The organism is Cocleimonas sp. KMM 6892, from assembly GCF_035798195.1.
GTDB classification, from domain to species: domain Bacteria; phylum Pseudomonadota; class Gammaproteobacteria; order Thiotrichales; family Thiotrichaceae; genus Cocleimonas; species Cocleimonas flava.
In genome coordinates this window covers 1-20,780 of the sequence record NZ_JAPFBV010000004.1, presented here as the reverse complement: position 1 = coordinate 20,780, position 20,780 = coordinate 1, and the positions used below count along the sequence as shown (strand labels likewise).

Genomic DNA, 20,780 nt, shown 5'->3' with positions numbered 1-20,780 from the left:
TACTATGAATAAACCTGTCGAATTTGAGGACCTGGAAGCACAAGGACAAGAAGAGGCTGAACAAGCTCTGGACTTTCCTTATAGCTTTGCAAAGAGAAATGGGGTTGTGCTTCAGCGTGGTGTCCGTGATGATGATGCTGAACTTACTGTTTACTATAAACAAGGCTTAACCCCTGTTATTGCGAGTGAAGTTAATCGTTTTTTAAATCAAAAAGTTGTTTTCAAAGAAATCGATAACGATGCGTTTGAACATATGTTAGCGCGTCAATATGATAATAGTGGTGCTGCTGGTGCAAGCGCCATGATGGAAGACTTTGGTGAAGGCTTTGATTTACATGATGTCGCTGATTCTTTGCCAGAGCCAGAAGACTTATTAGAGTCTGAAGACGATGCTCCTATTATTCGTTTGATCAATGCAATCTTGACGCAAGCCGTTAAAGAAAATGCTTCTGATATTCACATAGAAACCTTTGAAAATCGTATGATTGTTCGAATGCGTGTCGATGGGGTACTTCGAGAGATTTTAGAACCACCAAGAACATTGGCTGCATTGGTGATATCTCGTATCAAGGTAATGGCGAAGCTTGATATTGCTGAAAAGCGTATTCCTCAAGATGGTCGTATCTCTTTACGTGTCGCAGGTCGTGGTGTTGATGTTCGTGTTTCTACCTTACCTTCAGGGCACAATGAGCGCATCGTAATGCGTTTACTGGATAAGTCAGCGGGTAGATTGAATCTAGAACATCTGGGAATGGATCCGGCAACACATGAACGCTTGAAAGAATTAATCAAGAAGCCTCATGGAATCATTCTAGTAACAGGTCCAACAGGTTCAGGTAAGACTACTACATTATATGCCGCTTTAACGAATCTAAACGAAAGCACTCGAAATATTCTTACTGTAGAAGATCCGATTGAGTATTACATTGATGGGATAGGGCAAACTCAGGTAAATAATAAAGTCGATATGAGTTTTGCTCGTGGTTTAAGAGCAATATTACGACAAGATCCCGATGTGGTAATGATTGGTGAAATCCGAGATTTAGAAACTGCAGAAATTGCAGTACAGGCGTCATTAACGGGGCATTTGGTTTTTTCTACATTACATACTAATACAGCGGTAGGCGCAGTAACACGTTTGCGAGATATGGGTGTGGAGCCTTTCTTACTTTCCTCAAGTTTAATCGGTGTTATTGCTCAAAGACTGGTTAGGTTATTATGTCAGGAGTGTCGAGAGCCATATATAGCTGATGCAGCACAATGTGATCTCATTCATGTAGATAGTAACAATCCACCAACGCTTTTCCGTCATAAAGGTTGTGCTGTATGTAACCACTCAGGTTATGTTGGCAGAAATGGTATTTATGAATTTGTAGAAATTGATAATACCACGCGTAATTTAATTCATGATGGCGCAAGTGAGCAAACTGTTGAGGAATATGTTCATCAGAATGTACCTACAATTAGACAAGATGGTGTTCGACTGGTTTTGGCAGGTAGAACTTCATTAGAAGAAGTTTTGCGTGTTACGCGTGAAGATCAGCCAAAACAAACTGATCAAACCAAACAGGCTTAAAAGTTTATAGCGTATGCCAGCATTTGAATACATCGCCCTTGATGCAAAAGGTCAAGAAGAAAAAGGGATGCTCGAGGCGGATAACGCCAAGCAAATAAGACAAATTCTACGTGATGGCAATCTCACTCCTTTAGAGGTTAATCAGGTAGAAAAATCTGAAAATAACAATAAAGTAAAAACCAGAAGAGCCGGTAAAGTAAAAGCGTCCGAACTTGCACTGTTAACGCGTCAGCTAGCTACGTTGGTGCAATCGGGTTCTCCGCTCGAAGAAGCTTTAGCGACTACTGCTAAGCAGAGTGAAAAACGGAATATTAAGCATATTCTATCAGCGGTTCGTTCAAAAGTTGTGGAAGGCTTTTCTTTTGCTGATGGCTTGAAAACATATCCCTCAGTATTTCCAGACATGTATCGAGCGACTGTTGCTGCAGGTGAACAATCAGGTCACTTGGATGCTGTGTTAGAGCGAATGGCAGATTACACAGAATCACGACAGGAAACTCAGCAGCGCATATCTACGGCAATGTTCTATCCTGTTATTTTAACTATTTTATCGGTAGCAATTGTTGCCGGACTTTTGGCGTTTATCGTTCCTAAAATCGTTGATGTGTTTGATAATGTGGGGCAAGAATTGCCTGCGATGACTCAGGTGCTTATAGCGATTAGTGATTTTGTAAGAGCCTATGGTATTTATATTGCCGTGTTGCTTGTGGTTCTATTTATCGTGTTTAAACAAATGATAAAAATCCCAAAATGGAAATACCGTTATCATTCATTTTTATTGAAAGTTCCTTTGATTAAAAAGATGGTAAGAGGCTTGAATACAGCTCGCTTTGCCAGAACCTTGAGTATTTTAGCGTCTAGTGGCGTTCCTATTCTTGATGCCATGTCTATTTCTGCCCAGGTTGTTCAAAATATGCCGATGCGACAGGCTGTAACAGATGCTGCGATCAAGGTTCGAGAAGGTATGACAATTAATCGTGCCCTCGAGCAATCTGGATATTTCCCACCTATGACTGTTTACCTTATTGCAAGTGGTGAGAGTAGTGGGCGCCTCGACGATATGCTGGAACGTGCAGCAATGCAGCAGGAAAGAGAAACTGATGCGATGTTGACCAATATGTTAGGCATATTTGAGCCTGTGCTTATTTTAGTCATGGGTGCTGTTGTGCTACTAATCGTTCTATCGATATTGTTGCCTATATTGAATTTGAACCAATTAGTATTGTAAATACCCTAAGTGGTAAATAACATGTCAATTGAGGATAAAAAAATGGGTTTAAATTTTAGTTCTACTATTCGTAAAGCGCTTATGGGCGTAATATTTTCTGTGATGCTTATTCCTGCTTTAGTTTCGGCATCGACGGAATACAAAGGTACAGAAACAGTTAATATCAATAAAGCTAATGCATCCACATTAGCCGCTTATTTGAAAGGTGTGGGGCCAACTAAAGCGGAAGCGATTGTTAAATACCGTAAATCTAATGGTAGTTTTAAAAAAATTGACGATTTAAAAAATGTCCCAGGAATTGGTGAAGAAACTTATAAAGATATGAAGAAGAACGTATCTACTTCACGAGGTAAAAGCGTTGCTCCTGATGGATATAAAATGGGTAAAGCAAATAGCTCTTCGTCAAAAAAGAAAACAACAAAGAAGTCATCAAGCTCTTCTAGCTCAAAAACGTCATCTACTTCTTCTAAAAACAAGTCTTCAAAAATAGCAGAAACGGATAAGAAAGCTTCTACTAAGAAAACGTCTTCAAAGAAATCATCAACAAGTAAAAAGACTGACTCTAAAAAGGCAACTCCTAAGAAGAAAACTACCAGTAAGAAAACGTCTACTAAGACAAAAACAACTAAAAAGAAGCCAACTAAGAAGAAAACTACTAAAAAGAAAACAACTAAAGATAAAAAGTAGTTAATTACTTAAGACGAGCTCTTCAGGGTTTAATATTTTGACCTTGCAGACCGTCGGTTAATAAGTACGGAATAGCCAGTTTCTTTCGAGAATACTGGCTATTTTTTATACAGAAAGGTAATCTTCTTTTAAATTCATACAAACAGATTAAAATAATTAGATGAATATATTAGTTACCGGTGGCGCCGGATATATAGGTTCACACACATGTATAGAACTGCTCGCAGCAGGATATACCCCCATAGTTTTTGATAATTTATGCAATAGTTCAACGGTTTCTCTTGATAGAGTTAAAGAAATTACCGGACAAACGATCACTTTTATAGAAGGTGATATCAGAGATTCTGACCTTCTTGATCAAGTTTTTCAGAAACACGATATTTATGGTGTGATTCATTTTGCAGGCTTGAAAGCAGTAGGTGAATCCGTAGAAAAGCCATTAATGTATTACGATAACAATATAGCTGGAAGTATTAGCCTTTTTACTGCAATGAATCGCAATAATGTGAAGCGTGTTATTTTTAGCTCATCTGCCACTGTGTATGGTGACCCTGAAACAGTCCCGATACTCGAGAGTTTTCCAGTAAGTGCTACTAATCCTTATGGTCGTTCCAAACTTCATATAGAAGAGATATTACGGGATATATTTATTTCCGATAAAAGCTGGAATATCGCTTTGCTACGTTATTTTAATCCTGTCGGTGCTCATCCTAGTGGTTTGATAGGTGAAGATCCGAATGATATACCAAATAATCTTATGCCTTATGTCTCTGGAGTTGCAGTAGGGCGTTACGAGCAACTTTCCGTTTTTGGTGGAGATTATGCTACACCAGATGGCACCGGTGTTAGAGACTATATTCATGTGGTTGATCTGGCGAAAGGCCACGTAAAGGCATTACAAGCCTTTGAGAATAGTAACGTAGATAACCTTTACACTGTCAATCTTGGAACTGGTAAGGGTTATTCTGTATTAGAAATGGTTGAAGCATTTTCACATGCCTCTGGTAAAAAAGTGGCATATAGAATTGTCGAGAGAAGACCGGGTGATATTGCATGTTGTTACGCAGACCCAACCCTTGCCAAGCAATTGCTAGATTGGGAGGCAACCTGTGGTATTCAAGAAATGTGTGATGATACCTGGCGTTGGCAAAGTAATAACCCAATGGGCTACAAAACAAATAACAAAACTAAAGAAGCAATAGCTTAATTGCAATTGGTTAAAGAGGATATTCAGTGAAAAACAAAACTTTATCAGCATTACTACCTTTACTAGTACTCACAGCATGTACTAGTTCAAGTCCTTATGTGCCCACACCTGCAGAAACAACTGCAGCAGCAAATTCAGTTGATGCATTGAATGCACAGTCTGGTTCTTATGCTGCCACAGCACCTGCTACAAGTAATTACAGTAATAATCGTGCACCAAGCTACAAACGAGTTCCTACGGCTTCAGATAGAATTTCAACGGAAGACAAACTTGATGTAAATGTATTTAAAGTACCTGATTTATCAGCAAGAGATTTGACTGTAGAAGCAAGTGGAGCTATATCGTTACCATTAGTCGGTACTGTTCAAGTGGCCGGATTGACGATAGCTCAGGCAGAACAAAAAATCACACAACGACTAAAAGAGTTCATGCAAGACCCTCAGGTGAGCATCAGTAGAACCAATAAAGCGATTGAAAATCGTGTCACTGTTGAAGGCGCTGTAAAGTCTCCTGGTGTATTTCCTATCAAAGGTAATATGAGTTTCTTACAAGCGATAGCGCTTGCGCAAGGGCTAACCGAGGTTGGTGATTCACGTGGTGTTTTCTTTTATAGAGATGGAACACGTCATCTGGTAAATCTTGATTTAGTCAGAAATGGCACAATCGCTGACCCTGGTCTTCGCGGAGATGATCGAATAGTGGTTATGCAAGACAGTGCAAAAGTAAGAGAAAAGAAAGTTCTGGAATACTTGCCAGCTGTGACAGCGCCATTTTCTATCTTAGGTCTTTAAGTAGTCCTGTAATAATTTGTTTAAATCTATTGGTGTCATTCCCAATAGATTTAAAATTGATCATTATCTAAAAAAGCCCCTCAAAGTAGGGGGGTGACTTACAAAGTATTTCTACGACTATTCAACAACTATTCTAAATTTAAGACTGAAATTAGGTCCTGTAGTAGCGCTTTTAGCAGCAAAACTTCCATTCATAGCCGCTTCTAGTTTGGCGACATTGCTGTTAGCTCCATCGGAATCAGGCGATGAGGGAATAACAGTATTTGAGTTATCTAAATAAGTAACAGCTCCTAAACTTAAGCCGCTTGAAGGAGAGCCATTAACAAAATAGGGGGCTCTACAGTTTCCAGTATTGCTTACGCATAGTTTAGTGTTTGCAGGAATGATGTCTGATAATTTAATGGAGTCGTTATCGGCGGCCGAAGGTCCATCGTTTGTGGCTGTAATGCTGTATTCAAGTACACTGCCCGGTATCGCTTTAGGATTACTCGCGCCATTATATGGGTCGTAAATTGTCGTTACTTTTTTCGTTAAGCTTATTTCCGGCGCTAAATTATTGTTCATGCCCTGACTATTAATATTCGCGGAAGAGTCAGTATCGGATGTAATAATATAGCTAGGACATGCGCTCGCATCCCCACTGCTTGTTAGTTCCCAGCACGCACTGGTATTAGAATCAACGCCATTTGGCGTCAGGCTTATAGATTGACCCACTGCAGCACCATCTAATCTCGCATTATCAACACTATTCCAGGATACTGTGACCCCATTGTTACTGACAGGTACAGGATCAACACCTGAGGCAGTTCCATAAGAAACATAATCCACTGGAATTACATTATGCGTTCCAGATCCTACAAGTGTTGTTGCATCACTATCAGAAGGTTTTAACAAGACTACGTCATCGGCTGTATTATTCAAAGGTGTTGATGTGCTGCCAGTATATACATGATGCACTCCCCCAGAACTACTGGGAGTACCTGTATTGGAATGAAGGATAACGTAATCTCCAGTATTGACGGTGATATCTGGTAAACGGTAATTTTGTCCTGTTCCATCCTGACTACTGACTAAATAATTAAGAATACTGCCACCACTTAATACAGTAAATTCTATGAATTCTCTTAAAACTGTTCCATTTTGACGGTATAGAATTTCATTTATTCTAAGATCAGCGTACGTTTTATTGATAGGTTCCATTGCCCAGTAGGCTACTTGTTCATTTGTATGAGTTCTTGATTTATCTCCTGTGACTGTTTCCTCTTCAACTGCAAGTCCTAATTGTGTGGATACTGGCGAACTACCGTAGAGAACAGCCCAGCTTCCGTTTCCGCCGTCTTCCGCTGACTGAGTAGCCGTTGCGTAAGTATAATTCTGTCCAAGATTATAATTATAAGGTGGTGTATTTTTAGTACCTGCGACAGTATCGGTGCCTAGAGCAATTTTCACATAGGAACTAGCTTGAATATACTCGCCTTCATCAGCAATGAAATATCCTAAAATCTCAGTAGTTGGGGAAGTAGGTGTCGTTTGCCCCGTATGTTTGCCCACACAAATAGCAGAATTACTTGGAGGAGTTGAGCGGCTTGCACAGTTATTACTCCAGAAAACAGAAAAATTAGGATTGTTGTAACTCATCACCTGTCCAGTAACGACTGGCTTAGTATAGTTTTGCACTTTATATGGGCTAGAAGACACATTAACCATTTGTGTAGCATTCCAGTTACTTCCATAATTTGTTAACGTTGAATTTACTGTATGTGCTTCATATTTAATCGGATAAGTATAAGAACCAGCTTGTGATATTGTGCAATATACCGCCGAAGCAGTAATTGCCGTTGAGTTTAAAGGCTGTTGAATTTTAACCTGAATGCTTGAGCCAATTACTTGAACCCTAACTGCAGCCTCGTTGCTGGCAGAAGAAGGAAGATTATAGGTGCAAGCGACAACAGGATTACTGTAAGAATTTGATAAAGCCAAGGTTTGCCATGCACTGCCCACGCTGGCAACTTTCACCATTTCCAGATAAGACGTAATGGGATAAGCGCTGGCTAAAAAAGGAGTAAGCGAGAATGCCAAGAAAAATAGTTTGCGATACATGACGTAGATGATTATTTTTATTTACTTCGATTATAAGTGAAGCAAACTGTATATAATCTTAACTAAATAAAAACTATGCAGACAGGAACTAAAACAGTCTGTAGAATGTCATAGTTACAGGGATGCTGAAAGTCATCCTATCATCATAGAGAATTTATTCTCAACCTTTGGGGGCGATTCTGGCTTCGACGTGGATCACGAAACCTAAGGAGCATGTAGTGCGTTTAGTGAGCACTTAAACACTATCTAAAAAACTTTAGTTGCCAATGATGACAACTACGCTCTAGCTGCTTAATAAGCATCACTAGACTCCTGACCTTTCCTCGCCTGTAGGGCAAGTGTTCGGGATCATTTATACGGGATCGCGGTGAAGTACGTCTGGGACGGAGCCGTTAAAACTTTTACCGGAATCGCTCTTTTCAATCCTGTCTAGTGGTTAGATAAGAGTTAAATTAATAGCTAGACTAAACATGTAGCGCCTTCAGATGGACTATTTGCGGACGCGGGTTCGATCCCCGCCGCCTCCACCAATTTAAAAACCCGAGCTTGTCTCGGGTTTTTTTATGTTTTAAAAAAAGTGCCCCAAAGTAGGGGGGTGTAAAAAATAAATAAGCATTTAAACAAAGTGAAACGTCACTTTATTAGGAGGTTTCTTGTTTGAAATTGCATTTTATAAAACCGCAGATATCTTATTATCAGTCTTTGTTGTATCACTGGTAAGAACTCCATTTAGTGAAGCATCTATGAGTGTCTCGAAATAAGTGGGTAATGGTTCTTCGATCATATTATCCAGTCTTAGCTGGATCATTCTTATGACGCCACCGAAGATTGTTGATGCGGCTACCCAGGAATTAATTTCTCTAAATTCTCCGCATTCCATTCCACTTTTGACTATTTCTCGAATTTTTATAAAGGGTAGGGTGTTACAAATTAGAGGTTCGTCCGGGACAAATTCGGTGTGTTTTGCGTGAAATATAAACGCCATAATATCGTAATGCGTTTCGGTGTATCCGCACAGTAACCTGATGATTTCTTCGCATTGTTTTTTGGGTGATTTATGTTCATTCATAACATCATCAACCAGCTCGTCCATTTCATTTAGTATATGTTTATACAAGGCTTTTGCGATGCCATCTTTACCACCAAAGTGTTTGTAGATGGAACCAATACTGACATCCGCTTGCTTTTGAATTTCATGAACAGATACGTTGTGATAACCAGAGTTCACAAATAAATCCAACGCTGCAGTTAAAATTCTACAGTCAATTGGTTCCGGGTTTGGGGCTTCTCTTTTTAAATAGGGCATATGTAAGTTTAATCGCTATATCTATTTTAAAATTTGACAAAAATGAACATTCATTCTATTTTGTATTATAGCAACATTTTACAAATATTTTTTTGTAAGTTGCCAATAACAATAAAAATGAAGAATAACTTATCAGCTAAGGAGTGAGAAATGAAGAGGAATATTTTCGGACCAATCTGCAAGAATATAGCTAAAACGTTTACGATATCTACATTGTTATTGGGTGTGGGTGGAATAGTATCTACAACACAAGCCGATGAAACGTGTATGTCTCCCTACATGGCTAAAATCGTAGGGCAGGAAGATTTTGTTTATATCTGGACGCTTGGTGTTGAAGGTTTGGGGGATGGCCAAGACAAGCTGGTGACTGTTGATGTTAATCCTAATTCACCTAAATACGGAAAAGTTATCGAAACACTTTCAGTAGGTGGTCGAAATGAAGCACATCACTCGGGTTTAACTGATGACCGGAAATACCTTTGGGCAGGTGGTTTAGATACCAATAAAATCTTTGTATTTGATGTTCATACTGATCCTGCCAAACCAACTTTGAACAAGGTTATCACCGATTTTGTATCAGCCAGTGGTGGCGTTGTTGGTCCACATACAACCTATGCATTACCAGGTCGAATGATGGTTACCGGTTTATCAAATAATGCTGATCACGGTGGAAGAACGGCAATGGTGGAATACACTAATGAGGGTAAATATGTAGCGACTCACTGGATGCCAACGGATGAAAACCTCAATGGAGCGAAGAAATCTGGAAAGTATGCTGATGGTTATGGCTACGACTTACGTGCCTTACCTAGACGAAATGTAATGGTGACATCATCGTTTACTGGTTGGTCTAATTACATGATGGATCTCGGTAAAATGGTAAAAGATCCAGAAGCAATGAAACGTTTCGGAAATACCGTGGTTATCTGGGATTTGCATACCAGAAAGCCAAAGAAAGTTTTAGATGTTCCGGGTGCTCCTCTTGAAGTTCGTTGTGCATGGCAGCCAAATCATAACTGGTGTTTAACTACCACAGCTTTAACTTCAAAAATCTGGTTAATATATGAAGATGATAAAGGTGAATGGCAAGCGAAGGATGTGGCAGATATTGGTGATGCGTCAAAAATTCCACTACCGGTAGATATCTCTTTGACATCAGATGATTCAGGTCTTTGGGTGAATACCTTTATGGACGGCAAGACACGTTATTTTGATCTTTCTGACATCAATGCGCCTAAACAAACTTACGAGAAGCAAATCGACAAACAAGTGAATATGGCATCTTCTAGCTGGGATGGAAAACGAGTTTATTACACCTCTTCGTTGTTAGCTAACTGGGATAAGAAAGGGGATGATAATTCGCAGTATTTTAAAAGCTATGTCTGGAATGGAAAAGAGCTGGATGAGAAATTCAGTATCGATTTCAATGCCTTAAAATTAGGTAGAGCCCATCAAATGCGTTTTGGAGCTTATTCTTTATATAGCAAAAAGAAGCCAGAAATGAGCGAGGTAAAAAAAGTAGCCAGTATCACAAAGCAATAATGAGTTACTTAACAATAAGAAAATAAAGTCTTCTGGCTCCTCATAATCTTTGAGGTATTTAGAATCAGTTTTGTCCATGTGGCAAAACTGATTCGGTTCAATTACAGTATTCAAGGTGTTAGACAATGAAAGTATTTAGTGCGGGGGTAATTCTGTTTAGTTGTTTCCTTGCTATGTTTGAGATTAGTGCTGCATCGCTTGAGAATAATGCTACATCAAAAATAAATAATACAATTCCACTGGCTCCGGGTTACGGTTCTTTAGGCTATAAAATGGCCGCGGCAGGAAGCTATAAACTTCCACCATTAGGTAATGCGCCTGACGGTAAAATTCTGGATGAACAAGGTCGAGAAAATTCGTTACATGATATTTACGATGGGAAATACACACTCTTAAGTTTTATCTACAGTACCTGTAAAGATGTGAATGGCTGTCCTTTGGCTTCCTATGTTTTTTATAAATTAAAAGCAGAAATGAAAACAGATTCTGTGCTTGCAAGTAAATTACGTTTAGCCAGCCTGAGTTTTGATCCCGAACACGATTCGCCAGAAGTAATGCGTCTATATGGTGCAAATTTCAAGTTTGCTGGTGATAAGGGAGAATGGCGTTTTTTAACGACGTCCTCTTTGTCGGCACTCGAACCAATCCTGCAAGATTATAATCAGGATATTCAACGTGAAATGAGCGTTAACGGTGAAGAAACTGGGGATATTTCGCATATATTAAGAGTGTTTCTGATCGACCCGAAATTAAAAATTCGTAATATCTATAGTCTGGGTTTTTTACATCCTGATTTAATAATGACGGATATTAAAACACTGATACTGGAAGAAGATTCATACAAGATTGCGAGTAATGAAAATACAGAAAAAAATAATCACCTAGTTCCCATTTTATCTGTTCCGGGTGATGACAAAAGCGGCTACGAAACAGGTGATTATGTCACCCGAAGTAAATCTATCAGCGCACGTCGCGGCGCCAAAGCAGATTTATTGGCATTAGCTAAAAACCCACCATTAGGTTTACCAGCAGTTCCAGAGCCAGAAACTAATCGATTAACCGCAGAAAAAATAGAGCTAGGTCGTAGGTTGTTTTTTGATCGGAGATTATCGTTCAACGATACTTTTTCTTGCGCTATTTGCCATATCCCAGAGCAAGGATTTGCCAATAATGAACTGGCGATGGCAATAGGCATTGAGGGTAGAAGTCATCGACGTAATTCTCCCACTTTGTACAATGTCGCTTACAACACCAGTCTGTTCCACGATGCTCGTGAACAGACCTTGGAACAACAAATATGGGGGCCGTTATTAGCACATAATGAAATGTCTAATCCTTCGATTGGTCATGTCATCAATAAGATAAAACAAATGCCTGACTACAAAGGTTTGTTTGAAAAAGCATTTGATGGCGGTGGCGTGAATATGCGAAATCTGGGACGTGCGTTAGCTGATTATCAGAGAACATTGGTATCTGCAGACTCTTCCTTTGATCGTTGGTACTTTGGGAAAAAAGAAGACGCTTTAAGTAAAAAAGCACAACGCGGATTTCAGGTTTTCACAGGGAAAGGCCGCTGCAGTAGCTGCCATACCATTAGTGAAGATCATGCTTTATTTACCGACAATAAATTGCATAACACCGGTATTGGTTACAACGAAGCGATGGGTATTAAACCGGCTAAAGAACGGGTTGTTTTAGCCCCAGGTGTATTCGTTGAGGTTGATAGTGCGATACTGGATTCTGTCGGCGAAAAGAAAGCAGCTGATACGGGGTTATATGAAATAACACAAAACCCGGATGATCGCTGGAAATATAAAACGCCGAGCCTGCGAAATATTAGTTTAACCGCACCATATATGCACAATGGCTCATTACAGACACTCGATGATGTCGTTAGTTTTTATAATAAAGGTGGGGTGAAAAATAAACTGTTAGATCCGTTGATCACACCGTTGGGTTTATCAGAGCAAGAACAAAGTGATTTGGTGTCATTCCTGAAAGCACTAACCGGAAGTAATGTCGATATGCTGGTGTCAGATGCTTTCGATGCACCCATTGGCGACCTTACTAATAGTGACCCGAATTGGGCGCACGATGGAGTAAATAATTAGTGAGGAGCATATTAAACAAACTTGGGTTTTCAGCACTTGTCATGCTTTTAAGTATGACTTTACAATCCGGCACTGGAACTGTTTATGCCAGTGAAACGACTCGTGTTGGTGGTGACTTTACGTTAACAGACCATGATGGAAAGCCGTTTGAATTAAAGCAGTTACGTGGCAAGTTGGTATTGATTTTCTTTGGTTATACTTTTTGCCCCGATATTTGCCCAAGCGAGTTATCTTCATTAGCCAAGGTGTTAAGATCCCTCGGCGATGATGCTGATAAAGTGAGCGCATTATTCATTTCGGTAGATCCAGAACGTGATACTCCCGATAAGTTGAAAAACTATGTTCCTTTTTTTAGCCCTGATTTAATTGGGCTTACAGGGAGTATTGATGAAATAAGTACGGTTGCTGATGCGTATAAGGTACAAACCAAAATTCATTCAAAGAAAAAAGGGAGCGATTATTATCTGGTAGACCATTCGGCTAATTTATACGTTTTAGGCGCCGACGGTAAGTTATTAAATATCATACCTTTTGGACTACCGACAGATCATATTTTACGTGTGATAAAAAACGAAATTAACAAACTCTAAAGATTTTTTGTAATCTTTAGTCAAAACATACTATACATATTTTAAATTAGCATTTTAAAACGGAGAATTATTCAAATGAAATGTAAAGCAGCAGTAGCATGGGAACCAAAAAAGCCTCTAGTTATAGAGGAAGTAGAAGTAATGGGACCAAAAGAGGGCGAAGTTCTCCTTAAAGTCATCGCGTCTGGCGTATGTCATACCGATGCATTCACACTTTCTGGGGATGATCCTGAAGGTTCGTTTCCTTGTGTTTTAGGACACGAAGGGGGTTGTGAAGTTGTTGAGTTAGGTCCCGGAGTTAAGAACCTGGAAGTCGGTGATCATGTGATTCCACTTTACATCGCTGAGTGTGGTGATTGTGAATACTGTAATTCAACTAAGTCGAATTTATGTCAGACAATAGCGCCAACTATCTGGACCGGTTATATGCCTGATGGTACACGTCGTTTCTCTCAGGGCGGTAAAGACATCTTCCATTACATGGGCTGTTCGACGTTTTCTGAGTACACGGTTGTTCCAGAAATCGCACTGGCAAAAATAAATAAAGCCGCACCTTTGGATAAGGCTTGTTTGTTAGGTTGTGGTGTTACAACAGGTATCGGCGCTGTGCTGAATACAGCTAAAGTTGAAGCAGGCTCTACCGTGGCAGTATTTGGACTGGGTGGTATTGGTTTATCGTGTATTCAAGGTGCTGTAATGGCGGGTGCTAAGCGTATCATCGGTATCGATATCAACCCTGATAAGTTCGAGTTCGCTAAACAATTAGGTTGTACTGATTTTGTAAACCCTAAAGATATTCCAGAAGGTGGGTTTGTAGAATACATGCAGGATACCTTTGATGGTGGCCCAGATTACTCATTCGAGTGTATTGGTAATGTCCACGTTATGCGTGATGCACTAGAGTGTACGCACATGGGTTGGGGTAAGTCAGTAGTAATTGGTGTAGCTGGCGCTGGTCAGGTCATTCAAACGCGTCCATTCAACCTGGTTGTTGGTCGTACCTGGATGGGAACGGCATTCGGTGGTGTAAAAGGCAGAACTGAACTTCCGGGTTATGTTGATCGTTACATGGCAGGAGAGATCGAGCTGGATAGTTTGGTTACTCACAAGATGCCATTAAAAGACATCAATAGGGCATTTGATTTAATGCATAGCGGCGAGAGTATTCGTTCTGTTATTGAGTTTTAATTCTAGTTCTAATTGAATTAAAAAAATGCCTCAAAGTAGGGGGGTGCCATTATTATTTATTGGCGTCCTCCTGGTTTATATATACATGTAATAACAAAAGAATTAAGAAGGAAATAGAGTAAATATGTCTATTCAAGAAACTGAAAGTGTCAAAGAGTTTGGTGGTTTTTTAAAACGCTATACGCACCAATCATCAAGCTGTAACTGTGAAATGACTTTCTCGGTTTATTTACCACCATTAGCAGAAACAGAAAAAGTGCCAGCCGTTTACTGGTTATCAGGTTTAACCTGTACTGATGATAACTTTCGTACCAAAGCTGGCGCGCAACGTTACGCTTCTGAATTGGGCATAGCCTTAATTATTCCAGATACAAGTCCTCGTGGTGATGATGTTCCGGATGAAGAAGACCGCTACGATTTGGGAAAAGGTGCTGGTTTCTACGTTAATGCAACACAAGAGCCATGGTCTAAAAATTATCAGATGTACGATTATGTAACCAAAGAACTGGTCGAGTTAGCAGAACAAAACTTCCCGATTATTCCTGGCGTTCGTTCGATAACAGGGCATTCAATGGGTGGTCACGGCGCGTTAATCTGTGCGTTTAAAAATGCAGGAATGTATCAATCAGTATCCGCGTTTGCACCTATCTGTAATCCCGTAAATTGCACTTGGGGTGAAGGCTGTTTTGGTGCGTATCTGGGTGATGATAAAAATACCTGGAACGCTTACGATGCAACCGAATTAGTAAAAAATGGCGCTGAAAAATTACCAGTGTTAATTGATAGTGGTCTGGATGATGAATTCCTTGCCGATCAATTATATCCTCAGAATTTACAAGCGGCGTGCGATGCGGCAGATTTTCCAATTACCTTGAGAATGCAGGATGGTTATGATCATAGCTATCATTTCATCTCTACATTTATTGGTGAACACTTAGCATTTCATGAGAAACAACTAAGAAGCTAATAACTATACAGTTATTCTTACTGTGTAACGCATTCTCCAGAATCGGTTAATCATCTTGAGTTTAAGGTGGTTAATCGAACTATTATGTTCGCAATTAAAACATTCATGCGATTGTTTTTCGTTATAGTCGGCTATGATTAGAATCGTTATTAAATGATAATATTTATTAGATTATTCGTAAGATAATAAGGGTAGATTTACTGATAAATTCGCTCGAATATTAGCGCACTTCAGAATTACCCTCCCACTGTTCACAATGTATATAAAACTAATTTAGCTTTGGCAAAGGCAGAGATGTAGATGAAAAAGAGAAAAAATATTAAAAGAAGAGGGCGTCCTTTATCTAACGAGGCGTTACTAAACGTTCAGACTCTTTTAAAAGACATGCCTTTGCAGCGTGATTTATTGATCGAGTATTTACACCTGATTCAGGATAAGTGTCAATGTTTAGCCGTTGAGCACCTGCATGCACTGGCTACCATATTAAAAATCAGCCAGACAGAAGTTTACGAAGTTGCGAGTTTTTATCATCACTTTGATATCGTCAAAGAAGGCGATCAAAAACCAGCAAGCCTAACGGTGCGCGTGTGTGATTCTATCAGTTGTGAATTAGCGGGCGCCGAAGATTTAATAGACACATTAGAATCTGTAATTGGTAAAAAAGTACGCGTACAACGAGTGCCCTGTGTGGGCCGTTGTGAGTCTGCACCTGTCGCAGTCGTCGGCACTAAACCTATTCAGTTTGCCACTTCAGAAAAAGTCATAGAAGACGTTGAAGCAGGTAATACCGCTGATATAGCGCCAGAAAATGCCATTCGTTATGAGCAATACGTAAAAGACGGAGGCTATGAATTATATAAACGAGTCGTAGAGAAAGAGCATCACCACGAAGATATTCTATCTGCCAAAGATGACTCAGGTCTGCGAGGTTTGGGGGGGGCAGGATTTCCTGTCGGCCGTAAATGGCGCATTGTTAAGGAACAACCCGCTCCTAGACTGATGGCAGTCAATATCGATGAAGGTGAGCCCGGTACGTTTAAGGATCGCTATTATTTAGAGCGTGACCCACATCGTTTTTTTGAAGGCATGTTAATTGCTTCTGAAGTCGTAGGCACAGCGGCCATCTACATTTATTTGCGTGATGAATATGCAGGCTTACGAGAATTACTCGAACAAGAATTAGCCGTTATAAAAGACAAACTTCCAGACGTGCCGCCAATCTATTTACGCAGAGGTGCAGGTGCTTATATCTGTGGTGAAGAATCGGCAATGATCGAATCCATCGAAGGCAAACGAGGCATGCCACGCTTGCGTCCACCGTATCTTGCGGAAGTCGGTTTATTTGGTCGTCCAACGCTTGAACACAATATGGAATCGCTTTACTGGGTTCGCGAAATCGTAGAAAAAGGGGCTGACTGGTTTACCTCACATGGTAAAAATGGTAGACAGGGATTACGCTCTTTTTCGGTTAGCGGGCGTGTTAAAAACCCCGGTGTTTATCTGGCGCCAGCTGGCATCACATTGCGTGAATTGGTCAATGAATATTGCGGTGGGATGCAGGATGGTCAGGAACTCTATGGCTACTTTCCCGGTGGTGCCTCAGGTGGGATTTTGCCCGAACGCATGGCTGACATTCCGTTAGATTTCGATACTTTAAATGAGCACGGTGCGTTTATCGGTTCTGCGGCGGTGATTGTATTATCAGATAAAGATTCAGCCCGTGATGCCGCAATCAATGCGATGAATTTCTTCAGACATGAATCTTGTGGGCAATGCACACCTTGCCGTGTCGGTACTGAGAAGGCTGTAAAACTAATGCAACAAGAAGAATGGGATACTGAGTTAATGGGGGAATTATCCACGGTAATGATGGATGCATCGATCTGTGGTCTAGGGCAAGCAGCACCAAATCCTATGAACAGTGTGATTAACTATTTTCCGAGTGAAACCTCCAGTAAAACAAAAAAAGTGCCTGAAAGTGGGGGGGTGTCAAAATGAGTTCTGCTACTACAGCTACAACAACTACAAGCTCAAAAACAACTATTGAATTCGAACTCAACGGAAAAAGAATTACCGCGGATAAAGACGAGACTATTCTAAAAGCAGCCCAGCGCAACGGTGTTGAGATTCCAACCTTGTGTTACAAAGATGGTCTTGAAGAAGTCGGAAACTGTCGTGCTTGCATGGTTGAGATTGATGGAGAACGAGTTTTAGCGCCATCATGCTGTCGTCATCCCAGTCAGGATATGAAGGTTTCAACAAATAATGAGCGTGCAGTAAAAGCACAAAAAATGGTGTTGGAATTACTCAATGCCGATATGCCAGAAGAGCAATACAAACTGGATAACGAGTTACAGCACTGGTCAAAAAGGCTGGATGTACAAGCATCACGTTTTGAATCCCGCACTAAAGTTGAACATGATTTTTCACACCCGGCTATTGGTGTAAACCTTGATGCCTGTATTCATTGCACGCGTTGTTTACGCGCCTGTCGTGATGTACAAGTGAATGATGTTATTGGCTTGGCAAAACGCGGTGGCGAAACAAAAATTGTCTTCGATGTCGATGATGCCATGGGTGAAAGTACCTGTGTTGGCTGTGGTGAATGTGTGCAAGCCTGTCCTACGGGTGCGTTAATGCCCGCTAACGGTGTCGGCATGATTGTGCCGGACAAGAAAGTCGATTCGGTCTGTCCTTATTGTGGTGTTGGCTGTTTGCTGACTTACAACGTCAAAGACAATAAAATTCTGCATGTCGAAGGCAGAAATGGAATCGCGAATAAAGGACGCTTGTGCGTCAAAGGTCGTTATGGCTTTGATTATATTCACAGTCCAGAACGACTTACGGTTCCTTTGATTCGTCGTGATGATGTTCCTAAAACAGCCTTACTGGATTTTGATCCTGGCAAGCCTTTTGAGATTTTCCGCGAAGCAACGTGGGATGAAGCACTCGATTTTGCCGCTGAAGGTTTAAAGAAAATCATCGCAAAAGACGGCAAATATGCACTCGCAGGATTGGGTTCCGCCAAGGGTAGTAACGAAGAAGCGTATATCTTCCAGAAGTTAATCCGCACCGGTTTTCAAACGAATAACGTCGATCATTGTACGCGCCTTTGTCATGCGTCTTCAGTGACTGCAATGCTGGAAGGTTTTGGTTCGGGTGCGGTTTCAAACCCAATGGCTGATGTGCAAAAAGCAGATGTGATTATCATTATCGGCGCTAATCCAACGGTAAACCATCCAGTGGGTGCGACGTGGATGAAGAACGCCATCAAGAATGGTACGAAGTTGATCTTAATGGATCCACGTGGTTCAGAGATGAAGCGACACGCTGCGCAGCATGTGCAGTTCAAACCATCTTCAGACGTCGCGTTACTCAATGCGATGATGCATGTAATTGTCACAGAAGGACTGACCGATAAAGAATTTATAGAAACCCGCACGGAAGATTTCCTAACACTAAAAGAACATCTACAGGATTATTCGCCAGAGGTGATGTCGCCTATATGTGGTGTGAGTGCAGAACAAATTCGTGATGTTGCGCGCATGTATGCAAACGCAAACAACGCCATGATTCTATGGGGTATGGGTATATCACAACACGTGCATGGCACCGATAATGCGCGTTGTTTGATTTCACTGTGTATGATCACAGGGCAAATTGGTCGAGATGGTACAGGCTTACATCCGTTACGCGGACAAAATAATGTGCAGGGCGCATCAGATGTTGGTTTGATTCCAATGGTATTCCCAGACTATCAGCCAGTGACACTCGAAGAAAATCAAGATCGCTTTAGAAAACTGTGGAATGTGGAAGCGCTCGATGACAAGCCGGGTATTACTACCGTCGAGATGATGAATGCTGCCTACGATGGCATCATCAAAGGGATGTATGTCGAAGGTGAGAATCCGGCTATGTCTGATCCTGATGTGTTACATGCGCGTGAGGCAATGGCAAAGTTAGAGCACTTTGTGGTGCAAGATTTGTTCCTGACAGAAACGGCATTCTATGCCGATGTTGTGCTTCCTGCTGCGGCAAATCCAGAAAAAACGGGGACTTATAGTAACTCTGATCGTGCTGTGCAAATGGGGCGTCAGGCTATCAATCCTCCTGGTGATGCAAAACAGGACTGGTGGATTATCCAGGAAATAGCGAAGCGTCTGGGTCTGGATTGGGACTACCAGGGGCCGAAAGATATTTTTAATGAAATGCGACAGGCAATGGACTCTATTGCAGGCATAACCTGGGAACGTTTAGAAAACGAAAGTGTGACTTATCCGTGTGAAAATGAAGGGGATGCAGGTGAGCCCGTGATCTTCAAGAAAGATTTCCCGACAGCCAGTGGCAAAGTAAAACTAGTCCCTGCGGATATCGTTTCTCCCGATGAGCAACCTGATGAAGAATACCCTTTTGTACTTATCACAGGTCGTCAATTAGAACATTGGCATACCGGCAGTATGACGCGCCGGGCAACAGTATTAGACACCCTGGAACCAGAACCATGGATCTCGGTGAATATGCGTGATGCGTTGAAATTAGGTTTAGAGGATGGTGATATCCTCAAACTCGAAACTAGACGCGGTGAGCTTCAAGCGAAAATCAAGGTTAGCGAAAATTCTCCGGTTGGTACTGTGTTTATGCCGTTTTGTTATTTCGAAGCAGCTGCTAATGTGCTGACCAATGCAGCCTTGGATCCTGCCGCGAAAATTGCAGAAGTGAAATATTGTGCGGTGAAATTATCGGCAGTTTGAATCTTACATTAACAAAGGAGAGTTTCTCAGTTAGTTTAAGCTAGCTTTTACCTTTGGTTTATTGATGATGTACCAAATGATTAAATACAGAGCTAAGCCTAATGCTGTGCTGGTTATGGCTGAAATTGCAACACTGGATGTAAAATCGTCTAGTACAAAAAATAGAATATAACCTAATGAGATAATTGATGAAATAACGCTATAAATCATCAGATAATTGAAGAATCGTCTTCCTTTATCTTTGTATTTAATGAGTAAAATCGAAATATAAAAAGCAAATAGGGTAGAGATTGCACCAATCACAAAAGTAACTAATGAATAGGTTTCACCGTAAGGAAACATGCTCGCTTTTAACGTCTCGTCTGTAATTGCGAACATGGAGAATATAAGCGACGCCATGCTAAGTAATCCTAAAATCGAAAAAATTAATAAAATAATTCCGATTACCTTAGGTGATTTAGGTCTGATGCTCAGGTCTCCGGCAGAGCCAGATACGTTTGATTGTGGTGGTTCATAAGGGTTGTTATTCATAAAGATGCCAGTTAGATAAGAAGATTTCAATGATGTTTATTATCAAATATTCTAATGGTAAAGGTCTGGCATAGATAGCCCTTTGTCAAAAAGAAAAACTCCTTATAAGTAGGGGGGTGACCTACTATCTATCTATCTATCTATCTATCTATCTATCTATCTATCTATCTATCTATCTATCTATCTATCTATCTATCTATCTATC

Annotated in this window: 15 protein-coding genes and 1 other RNA gene; 13 read left to right on the top strand and 3 right to left on the bottom strand. The window is 40.6% G+C overall.

The genetic code is table 11. The features are described 5' to 3' along the window. Window positions 1–4: 4 nt before the first annotated feature. The 5 genes from gspE (at window position 5) to OO007_RS11710 (ending at window position 5,489) form a co-directional block, all read left to right on the top strand. Window positions 5–1,576, top strand: coding sequence for a type II secretion system ATPase GspE (gspE, locus tag OO007_RS11730; protein WP_131905908.1), 1,572 nt, complete (start codon window positions 5–7; stop codon window positions 1,574–1,576). Between the two features lie 13 nt (window positions 1,577–1,589). Then, window positions 1,590–2,804, top strand: a complete 1,215-nt coding sequence (gene gspF / locus OO007_RS11725; protein ID WP_131905907.1) for a type II secretion system inner membrane protein GspF — start codon at window positions 1,590–1,592, stop codon at window positions 2,802–2,804. A 21-nt stretch (window positions 2,805–2,825) separates the two neighbouring features. Next, window positions 2,826–3,491 (top strand): ComEA family DNA-binding protein, encoded by a 666-nt coding sequence (locus tag OO007_RS11720; protein WP_442784341.1) that lies wholly within the window; start codon window positions 2,826–2,828, stop codon window positions 3,489–3,491. Window positions 3,492–3,651: 160 nt separating this feature from the next. Then, complete coding sequence (galE, locus tag OO007_RS11715) at window positions 3,652–4,698, top strand: UDP-glucose 4-epimerase GalE (protein ID WP_325808940.1); 1,047 nt, start codon at window positions 3,652–3,654, stop codon at window positions 4,696–4,698. Window positions 4,699–4,724: 26 nt separating this feature from the next. Continuing rightward, complete coding sequence (locus tag OO007_RS11710) at window positions 4,725–5,489, top strand: polysaccharide biosynthesis/export family protein (RefSeq protein WP_131905904.1); 765 nt, start codon at window positions 4,725–4,727, stop codon at window positions 5,487–5,489. A gap of 117 nt (window positions 5,490–5,606) precedes the next feature. On the opposite strand, the gene OO007_RS11705 is transcribed toward OO007_RS11710, so the two are convergent. After that, the gene (locus tag OO007_RS11705) at window positions 5,607–7,589 is read right to left on the bottom strand and encodes a hypothetical protein (RefSeq protein WP_325808939.1); all 1,983 of its coding nucleotides are present in this window, start codon (window positions 7,587–7,589) and stop codon (window positions 5,607–5,609) included. A gap of 169 nt (window positions 7,590–7,758) precedes the next feature. On the opposite strand from OO007_RS11705, the gene ssrA reads away from it, so the two are divergent. Further along, window positions 7,759–8,119, top strand: a transfer-messenger RNA (tmRNA) gene (gene ssrA, locus OO007_RS11700). Between the two features lie 140 nt (window positions 8,120–8,259). Here ssrA and OO007_RS11695 read toward each other — a convergent pair. After that, window positions 8,260–8,895 (bottom strand): TetR/AcrR family transcriptional regulator, encoded by a 636-nt coding sequence (locus OO007_RS11695; protein ID WP_131905902.1) that lies wholly within the window; start codon window positions 8,893–8,895, stop codon window positions 8,260–8,262. Window positions 8,896–9,045: 150 nt separating this feature from the next. On the opposite strand from OO007_RS11695, the gene OO007_RS11690 reads away from it, so the two are divergent. The 7 genes from OO007_RS11690 to fdhF all read left to right on the top strand — a co-directional run bounded on the left by OO007_RS11690 (window position 9,046) and on the right by fdhF (window position 20,044). Continuing rightward, window positions 9,046–10,437, top strand: coding sequence for a selenium-binding protein SBP56-related protein (locus tag OO007_RS11690; protein ID WP_325808938.1), 1,392 nt, complete (start codon window positions 9,046–9,048; stop codon window positions 10,435–10,437). A gap of 125 nt (window positions 10,438–10,562) precedes the next feature. Beyond that, window positions 10,563–12,548, top strand: coding sequence for a cytochrome c peroxidase (locus OO007_RS11685; RefSeq protein WP_325808937.1), 1,986 nt, complete (start codon window positions 10,563–10,565; stop codon window positions 12,546–12,548). 53 nt (window positions 12,549–12,601) lie between these two features. Beyond that, complete coding sequence (locus OO007_RS11680; protein ID WP_325808936.1) at window positions 12,602–13,138, top strand: SCO family protein; 537 nt, start codon at window positions 12,602–12,604, stop codon at window positions 13,136–13,138. 75 nt (window positions 13,139–13,213) lie between these two features. Then, window positions 13,214–14,326, top strand: a complete 1,113-nt coding sequence (locus tag OO007_RS11675) for an S-(hydroxymethyl)glutathione dehydrogenase/class III alcohol dehydrogenase (RefSeq protein WP_325808935.1) — start codon at window positions 13,214–13,216, stop codon at window positions 14,324–14,326. Window positions 14,327–14,450: 124 nt separating this feature from the next. Then, window positions 14,451–15,293, top strand: coding sequence for an S-formylglutathione hydrolase (gene fghA, locus OO007_RS11670; RefSeq protein WP_325808934.1), 843 nt, complete (start codon window positions 14,451–14,453; stop codon window positions 15,291–15,293). A 300-nt stretch (window positions 15,294–15,593) separates the two neighbouring features. Next, on the top strand, window positions 15,594–17,291 hold the full coding sequence (locus OO007_RS11665; RefSeq protein WP_325808933.1) for an NAD(P)H-dependent oxidoreductase subunit E: 1,698 nt from the start codon (window positions 15,594–15,596) through the stop codon (window positions 17,289–17,291). After that, complete coding sequence (fdhF, locus tag OO007_RS11660) at window positions 17,288–20,044, top strand: formate dehydrogenase subunit alpha (protein ID WP_325808932.1); 2,757 nt, start codon at window positions 17,288–17,290, stop codon at window positions 20,042–20,044. The genes OO007_RS11665 and fdhF overlap by 4 nt, the downstream gene beginning before the upstream one ends. Window positions 20,045–20,074: 30 nt before the next feature. Here fdhF and OO007_RS11655 read toward each other — a convergent pair whose 3' ends face one another. Continuing rightward, window positions 20,075–20,575, bottom strand: coding sequence for a hypothetical protein (locus tag OO007_RS11655; RefSeq protein ID WP_131905895.1), 501 nt, complete (start codon window positions 20,573–20,575; stop codon window positions 20,075–20,077). Window positions 20,576–20,780: the final 205 nt, after the last annotated feature.

Coding starts and splice junctions, on each gene's coding strand:
- OO007_RS11675 (WP_325808935.1), top strand. CDS start 13,214: ATGAAATGTAAAGCAGCAGTAGCATGGGAACCAAAAAAGCCTCTAGTT.
- OO007_RS11695 (WP_131905902.1), bottom strand. CDS start 8,895: ATGCCCTATTTAAAAAGAGAAGCCCCAAACCCGGAACCAATTGACTGT.
- OO007_RS11685 (WP_325808937.1), top strand. CDS start 10,563: ATGAAAGTATTTAGTGCGGGGGTAATTCTGTTTAGTTGTTTCCTTGCT.
- OO007_RS11720 (WP_442784341.1), top strand. CDS start 2,826: ATGTCAATTGAGGATAAAAAAATGGGTTTAAATTTTAGTTCTACTATT.
- gspF (WP_131905907.1), top strand. CDS start 1,590: ATGCCAGCATTTGAATACATCGCCCTTGATGCAAAAGGTCAAGAAGAA.
- galE (WP_325808940.1), top strand. CDS start 3,652: ATGAATATATTAGTTACCGGTGGCGCCGGATATATAGGTTCACACACA.
- OO007_RS11705 (WP_325808939.1), bottom strand. CDS start 7,589: ATGTATCGCAAACTATTTTTCTTGGCATTCTCGCTTACTCCTTTTTTA.
- gspE (WP_131905908.1), top strand. CDS start 5: ATGAATAAACCTGTCGAATTTGAGGACCTGGAAGCACAAGGACAAGAA.
- fdhF (WP_325808932.1), top strand. CDS start 17,288: ATGAGTTCTGCTACTACAGCTACAACAACTACAAGCTCAAAAACAACT.
- OO007_RS11680 (WP_325808936.1), top strand. CDS start 12,602: ATGACTTTACAATCCGGCACTGGAACTGTTTATGCCAGTGAAACGACT.
- OO007_RS11665 (WP_325808933.1), top strand. CDS start 15,594: ATGAAAAAGAGAAAAAATATTAAAAGAAGAGGGCGTCCTTTATCTAAC.
- OO007_RS11655 (WP_131905895.1), bottom strand. CDS start 20,575: ATGAATAACAACCCTTATGAACCACCACAATCAAACGTATCTGGCTCT.
- fghA (WP_325808934.1), top strand. CDS start 14,451: ATGTCTATTCAAGAAACTGAAAGTGTCAAAGAGTTTGGTGGTTTTTTA.
- OO007_RS11690 (WP_325808938.1), top strand. CDS start 9,046: ATGAAGAGGAATATTTTCGGACCAATCTGCAAGAATATAGCTAAAACG.